The 8,096-nt window shown below is 74.7% G+C and carries 1 protein-coding gene; it reads left to right on the top strand.

The features are described from left to right. Positions 1-39 precede the first annotated feature (39 nt). Positions 40-8,064, top strand: coding sequence for an SDR family NAD(P)-dependent oxidoreductase (locus tag AB0H62_RS48075; RefSeq protein WP_360592668.1), 8,025 nt, complete (start codon positions 40-42; stop codon positions 8,062-8,064). Positions 8,065-8,096 lie beyond the last annotated feature (32 nt).

Here is an 8,096-nt window from a genome sequence, read left to right as displayed (position 1 = left end):
GACGTCACCCTCCCGCAACCCACCCCCCGTCCCACCTACCTGGCCGACCTGCCGACGTATCCCTTCCAGCACCAGCACTTCTGGCTCACCCCGGAGGCTTCGCCCGAGCGGACACCGGCCGACGACACGTTCTGGTCCATTGTGGAGCAACGGGACGCCTCGGTGATCGCGCAGGCGGTGGGCGGCGGCGTCCCGGCCGAGTTCTGGGAACAGGCACTGCCAGCGCTGAACCGGTGGCGCGATCGGGACCGTCGCCGCCACACCCTCGACGACTGGCGCTACCGGGTGACCTGGGCGGCCGCGTCCGCGCCGCCCGCGCACCTGGCCGGCATCTGGCTCCTCGTGACCACCCGTGACGAGGTCTGGCCCGACCGGATCCACGACGCGCTGGTCGCCCACGGCGCCAAGGCCGAACGGCTCGTCGTCGATCCCGCTCGCGACGACCTGACCGCCCTGCTCGCCGAGAAACTCGACGGGCTCGGCGGCCTCGCCGGGATCCTTTCCCTGCTGGGCCTCGACGAAGAACCACTGCCCGCGGCGCCCGGAGTCGGCGCCGGCCTCTACGGCACCGTGTCGCTCAGCCAGGCGCTGCGGCACCTGGAGATCGACGCGCCGCTGTGGGTCGCGACGCAGGGAGCCGGCGCGCTCGACGGCGAACCGCCGGTCCGCCCCGGCCAGGCCCAGGTGTGGGCGCTCGGCCAGGTCATCGGACTGGAACAGCCGCGAACCTGGGGAGGTCTCGTCGACCTGCCCGGGAAGTGGGGGCGCCGGAGCGCCGAGCTGTTCGCCGCCGCGCTTTCCTGGGACACCGGCGAGGACCAGCTGGCAGTGCGCGGGTCCGGAGTGTGGGTACGCCGGCTGGTTCGTACTGCCGGTCGTCCGGGCGGGTGGGCTCCGCGAGGCACGGTGCTGGTGACCGGTGGCACCGGCGGCATCGGCCGGCACGTGGCCCGCTGGCTCGTCGCGAACGGCGCGGAGCGGGTCGTGCTCCTCTCGCGCAGCGGGGCGAACGCCGGGGACGAGCTGGAATCCGGGGTTTCGGTGGTGCGCTGCGACGTGGCGGACCGGGCCGCGCTGGCGCAGGTGCTGGCCGGCCTCTCGGCCGAGCTGACCGCCGTTGTCCACGCCGCCGGGGTCACCGCGTACGAAGAGACCGCCACGACAAGCCTCGAGAACTTCGCTTCCGTGCTTTCGGCCAAAGTGGACGGTGCCAGAAACCTCGACGAGCTGACCGCGGATCTCGACCTCGACGCCTTGGTGCTCTTCTCCTCCGGCGCCGCGATCTGGGGCAGCCACGGCAACGGTGCCTACGCCGCCGCGAACGCCTTCCTCAACGGCCTGGCCGAGCAGCGCCGCGCCCGTGGCCTGCCGGCGACGGCGATCGCCTGGGGCGGCTGGCGGAATTCCGGCATGGCGGCCGGCGACGCCGGTCAGCTGCTGACCCGGCTGGGCCTGCGGATGATGGATCCCGAACTCGCGGTGACGGCGATGGCCGAGGCCGTGGGCAGCGGCGAGACGACACTGACGGTGTCCAATATGGACTGGGCTCGGTTCACCCCGGGCTACACGATGGCACGGCGCCGTCCGCTGATCGAGGACATCCCCGAGGTCGCCGCCGTGCTGAAGGAGGAGGCCGAAAGCGCTGCGACCACCGGCTCGGGCGACGCCGCCTTCACCGCCGGCCTCGTGCCGCTGGCCGAGACCGAGCGGCGCGGCGCGCTCGCCGATCTCGTGCGCCGGGAAGCTGCGGCCGTCCTCGGCCACGCCTCCGCCGCGGACGTCTCGCTCGGCAAGCCGTTCCAGTCCCTGGGGTTCGACTCGCTGACCGCGTTGGAGCTACGCAACCGGATCGGCGCAGCCACGGGCCTGCGGCTGCCCGCCACCCTGATCTTCGACTACCCGACCGTGCCGCAACTGGCCCGGCACCTCGACGACGCGCTGTTCGGCGGCGCGGCCGACGCCCTCACCCTGGCTCCCGCACCGGCGCCGGCGCAGGCCGACCCCATGGTGATCGTCGGCATGGCCTGCCGGTTCCCCGGTCACGTCCGCGGCCCCGAGGACCTCTGGCAGCTGGTCGCCGGCGAACGCGACGAGATGACCGGGTTCCCCGCCGACCGCGGCTGGGGCGGGGCCGGGCTCTTCGACCCGGGACGCGGGGCGCTGGCGTCGGGGCAGGGCGCGTTCCTGGCCGAGGCCGGCGACTTCGACTCCGCGTTCTTCGGCATCTCGCCGCGCGAAGCGCTGGTCATGGACCCGCAGCAACGACTGCTGCTCGAGTCCGCGTGGGAAGCGCTGGAGGACGGCGGGATCGACCCGTTGGCTCTGCGCGGCAGCCGGACCGGCGTGTTCGTCGGCGGCACGCCGCAGGAGTACGGCGCCGTGCTGATGAGCGCGCCGGAGGTGGCGGCGGGTTACGGCCTGACCGGGTCCGCGGGCAGCGTGATGTCGGGCCGGATCGCCTACACACTCGGCCTGGAGGGGCCGGCCGTCACGGTCGACACCGCCTGCTCGTCTTCGCTCATGGCCCTGCACCTGGCCGGGCAGGCGCTGCGGGGCGGTGAATGCGACCTGGCGCTCGCCGGCGGGGTCACGGTCATGTCGACACCCGGCGCGTTCGCCGAGTTCTCCCGCCAGGGCGGGTTGGCGACCGACGGCCGGTGCAAGGCCTTCGCCGATGCAGCCGACGGCACAGGCTGGGGCGAGGGCGTCGCGATGCTGGTGGTCGAGCGCTTGTCCGACGCGCGGCGCAACGGGCACGAGGTGCTGGCGGTGGTCCGGGGGAGCGCCGCCAACCAGGACGGTGCCAGCAACGGCCTCACCGCGCCGAACGGCCCGTCGCAGCAGCGGGTGATCGCGCAGGCGCTCGCGAACGCAGGGCTCGGCCCAGTCGACGTCGACGCGGTCGAAGGCCACGGCACGGGCACCCGGCTGGGCGACCCGATCGAGGCGCAGGCCCTGCTCGCGACCTACGGCCGGGGCCGCGACGAGGACAACCCCGTGTGGCTCGGTTCGCTCAAGTCCAACATCGGGCACACGCAGTACGCGGCGGGCGCGGGCGGGGTGATCAAGATGGTGCTCGCGATGCGGCACGAACTGCTGCCCCGCACCTTGCACGTCGACAAACCGACCGAGCAGGTGGACTGGTCCGCGGGCACGGTGCGGCTGCTCACCGAGGCCCGGGCCTGGCCGGCCGGTGACCGGGTGCGGCGGGCGGGCGTCTCGTCGTTCGGCATCAGCGGGACCAACGTGCACGTGATCATCGAGGAACCGGCGTCCGTCGCCGAACCCGCCCCGGAAACCCAGACGCCAGAGGAAATCCGGCCCTCCGGCCTGTGGGCCTGGCCGCTGTCGGCCAGGTCGGCGACGGCCCTGCCCGCCCAGGCGGCCCGGTTGCTCGACCGGGTGGCCGCGGCGCAGGACACCGACGCCGGCGACGTCGCCTGTGCCCTGGCCACGACGCGCGCCGCGCTGGAGCACCGCGCCGTCGTCCTCGGTGCCGACGAAACCGAGCTGCGCGCGGGACTCGCCGCGCTCGCCGCCGGCGATGCCGCGCCCGGTGTCGTGCGCGACTTCGTCCGCGACGGTCGCACCGCGTTCCTGTTTCCCGGCCAGGGCGCGCAGCGGCCGGGGATGGGCCGGGAGCTGGCCGAGGCTTACCCCGTCTTCGCCGAGGCGCTCGACGAGGTGTGCGCCCAGTTCGACGGCGAGCTGACCCGGCCCCTCCGTGACGTGCTGTTCGCCGATGCCGGGTCCGCGGACGCGGCGGCCCTTGATGACACGGCGTTCACCCAGCCCGCGTTGTTCGCGATCGGCGTGGCCCTGCACCGGCTCCTCGAGCAGTGGGGCGTACGGCCCGACGTGGTGGCCGGCCACTCGATCGGCGAGCTGACCGCCGCCCACGTCGCCGGGCTGTGGTCGTTGCCGGACGCCTGCCGCGTGGTGGCCGCGCGGGCCCGGCTGATGGCGGCTTTGCCGGTGGGCGGCGGGATGCTCGCCGTCGCCGCGAGCGAGAGCGAGGTCGCCGACGCGCTCGCCACGGCCGATCCGGCCGCGATCGGCGTCGCGGCGGTCAACGGGCCGGCGTCGGTGGTGCTGTCCGGTGGGAAAACGGCCCTCGAAACGCTGGCGCGGCGGTTCGGCGACCTCGGCCGGCGGGTGAAGTTCCTGCCGGTGAGCCACGCGTTCCACTCGCCGCTCGTCGAGCCCGTGCTCGACGAGTTCGCCACCGTGCTCGATCAGGTCGGGTTCGCGCAGCCGCGGATCGCCGCGGTGTCCACGCTCACCGGTGAGCCCCTGTCCGCCGAGCTGTGGGGCGATCCGGGGTACTGGGTCCGGCACGCGCGCGGCACGGTGCGGTTCGCCGACGGCGTGCGCGCCCTGCTGGGGTACGACGTCCGGACCGCCTGGGAACTGGGCCCGGGCGCCACGCTCACCGCGATGGTCGCCGAGATCTGCGCTGAACCTGAAGACCTCATTGTCCTCCCGGCGTTGCGGGGCGAAGACGGCGAAGCACGGGCGATCGTGCGAGCGGTGGGGCACGCGCACAGCCGCGGCGTCCCCGTGGACTGGACGGCGTTCACCGGTGTCCCCGGGCGACGGGTCGCGTTGCCGACGTACGCGTTCGAGCACCAGCGCTACTGGCTGAAGCCCGGCGGCGGCGGTGCGCCGGCGGCGATCGGGCTCACGGCCAGCGGGCATCCGCTGCTCGGCGCCGAGACCCCGGTGGCGGGCAGCGACGAGGTCCTGTTCACCGGCCGGCTGTCGCGGGACACGCAGCCGTGGCTCGCCGACCACGCGCTCGGCGGGACCGCGATCCTGCCCGGCACCGCGTTCGCCGAGCTGGCGCTGCACGCCGGCACCCGGGTCGGCCTCGACTGCGTCGAGGAGCTCACCCTCGCCGCACCGCTGGTGCTCCCGCCCGACGGCGGAGTGGCCGTGCAGTTGATCGTCGGCGCGCCCGGCGACGCCGGCCACCGCCCGGTCCGGATCTCCTCCCGGGGCGACGACGCTCCTGAATGGACGGTGAACGCGGCCGGCCTGCTCGGCTCGTCCGCCGTGGCGCCGGCCGGTTTCGCGGACACCGCCTGGCCTCCGGCGGACGCGGTCCCGGTCGACCTCGACGGGTTCTACGAAAGCCTGGCCGACGGTGCCGTCGTGTACGGGCCGGCGTTCCGGGGGCTGCGCGCGATGTGGCGCCGAGCGGGCGAGGTGTTCGCCGAGATCGAACTTCCCGCCGAACAGGCCGGGTTCGCGGTGCATCCGGCGCTGGTCGATGCCGCGCTGCAGCCGCTCGCCCTCGGGGTGCCCGCCGCGGACGGGGAACCGGACGTCCGCGGGGTGCCGTTCGCGTTCGAAGGCGTGCGGCTCTTCGCCGAGGGCGCGGAGACCGCCCGTGTGCGCCTGTCGCGCGGACCCGGTGGCACCGCGTCGGTGCTCATAGCGGACGACGCCGGCGAGCCGGTCCTCACGATCGACGCGCTGACGCTGCGGGCCCCGGCCGTGGCTCCGGTGGCTCAGAACAGCGGAGACCTGCTCGCCCTCGAATGGGGGGCGGTCGAGCCGGCCGCGGGCGAGGTCGCCACGGACTGGGCTGTGCTCGGGTTCGACCCGCTCGAGCTGCGACCGCGGCTGATCGAGGCCGGGATGTCGCTCAGCACCTACCTCGATCCTCAGTCGCTCGACGACGCCCTCGACGCCGGAGTACCGGTGCCGCGGACCGTCCTGGTGTTCTGCGCGGCCGGCCAGGAAGACGGCGTGGTGGCGCAAACCCACGCGCTCACCCGCCGCGTGCTGGAGCTCGTCCGGCACTGGCTCACCGACCACCGCCTCACCGAGCACCGGCTGGTGGTGGTGACCCGCCGAGCGGTCGCGACCGCGCCGGACGACGAGCCCGAGGACGTGAGCGCCGCGGCCGCGTGGGGCCTGCTGCGCAGCGCACAGCAGGAGAACCCCACCCGGATCGTCGTGGTCGACCTCGACGACGAACCCGCCTCGCACCGCGTGTTCGCGGCGGCGGTCGCCACCGGGGAGGCGCAGCTCGCGCTGCGGGCCGGCGCGGTGCTGGTGCCTCGCCTGCGCCGGGTCGAGGCCGCCGAAGCGGCCGGTGCCGAACCAGGCGACCGTGAACGCGGCCTCGAGGCGCGGGGCACCGTCCTCGTCACCGGGGCGGGCGGGGCGCTCGGTGGCCACGTGGTCCGGCACCTCGCCGCCGCCCACGGAGTGCGGCACCTCGTCCTGGCGAGCCGGCGCGGCACCGTCGACCCGGGTCTGCTGGCGGAGCTGACCGAGCTCGGCGCCGACGTGACCGTGGCCGCTTGCGACGTGGCGGACCGCGCCGCCGTGGCCGCCCTGCTCGCGGCGGTCCCGGCCGAGCGGCCGCTGGAGCGGGTGGTGCACGTGGCGGGTGCGCTCGACGACGGGCTCGTCACGTCACTCGACGGCGACCGGCTCCACGCGGTCCTCCGGCCGAAGGTCGACGGGGCCTGGCACCTGCACGAGCTGACCTCGGCCGAGCTGGTGCTGTTCTCCTCCGCGGCGGGGATCCTCGGCAGCCAGGGGCAGGCCAACTACGCCGCTGCCAACGCGTTCCTCGACGCCCTCGCCGCGCACCGCCGGGCCGAGGGTCTGCCCGCCCGGTCGCTGGCCTGGGGCGCCTGGGAGGTCGACGGCGGGATGACCGGGCAACTCGACGAGACGAACCGGACCAGGATGGGCCGCAGCGGGATGATCGGGTTCACGCCCGAGCGCGGTCTGGCGGCGTTCGACGCCGCCCTCGGCGTCGACGCGGCGGTCGTGGTGCCGATGCGGCTCGCCGGCGGCACTCCGCCCGCGGGGTTCGAGGTTCCGCCGGTGCTGCGGGATCTGGTCCGGCTGCCCCTCCGCCGCACCGCGCGGCGCGGCGGCCTGCGCGACCGGTTCGCGGGCCTGGCCGGACCCGAGCGGGAGGCGGCGCTGGTCGAGCTCGTGCGCGCGGAGACCGCGGCCGTGCTCGGCCACTCCGACCCATCGGCGCTGGAGACCGGCCGGGCCTTCGGGGAGCTGGGCTTCGACTCCCTGACGTCGGTCGAGCTGCGCAACCGGCTCAACACCGCCCTGGACCTGCGGCTCGCGCCGACCCTGGTCTTCGACCACCCCACGCTGGGCGCGCTCGCCGGCGAGCTGGGCACCCTGCTCGACCGGACCGGTGGGGCCGTGCCGCCGCCGGCCGAGGTCGACCGGCAGACCGCGCTCGTCAACGGCATCGAGACGCTCTACCGCCAGGCGTGCGAGGCCGGGCAGTACGAGGTGGCCCACCGGGTGCTCACCACGACGGCCCGGCTGCGGCGCAGCTTCACCGACGCCGGCGCGGTCGAGAAGGGACCCGACCTGGTCCGGCTCGCCTCCGGCGACGGTCGGTTGCCGCTGGTCTGTTTCCCGTCGACCTCGGTGTGGTCCAGTGACCAGGAGTTCGTGAGCCTGGCGAGCACCCTGCGCGGGCGCCGGGACATGTGGTCGCTGATGCTCCCGGGCTTCGTGCCCGGCGAGGACGTGGCGGCCGATCTCGCCGCCCTCGCCGACTACGGCGCGCGGCGGATCGTGGCGCGCCTCGGCGACGGGCCCGTCGCGCTGGCGGGCCGGTCCTCGGGCGGCATGGTGGCCCACGCCGTCGCCGCCCGCCTCGAGGCCCTCGGCGTGCCGGTCCGCGGTGTGGTCCTGGTGGACACCTACCTGTCCGACAACGAGCAGACCCACTACATCATGCCGGTCATGGAGATGCGCACCCTGGAGATGGAAAAGGACTTCGGCCGCATGACCGGGGTCCGCCTCACCGCGATGGCGGCCTACCTGATGCTGTTCGAGCACTGGCTCCCCGCACCGGTGTCCGCGCCCACACTCCTCGTCCGGGCCACCGAGTTCGTCGGCGCCGAACCCGACGCGGAACCCGTGCCGGGCGAGCAGTGGCAGACCACCTGGCCGCTGACCCACGACCAGGTCGACGTGCCGGGCAACCACTACAGCATGGTCGAGGAACACCGCGAGGTCACCGCCCGCGCCATGCAGGAGTGGCTGCTCGAACGGGAATGACGCACACGCCCCGACCGGACCCCGCCGGACGC

Origin of the sequence: Amycolatopsis sp. NPDC050768, from assembly GCF_040654155.1 — a bacterium.
Classification (GTDB): domain Bacteria; phylum Actinomycetota; class Actinomycetes; order Mycobacteriales; family Pseudonocardiaceae; genus Amycolatopsis.
The sequence above is the reverse complement of the archived record's forward strand: the minus strand, read 5'-3'. Positions and strand labels throughout refer to the sequence as shown.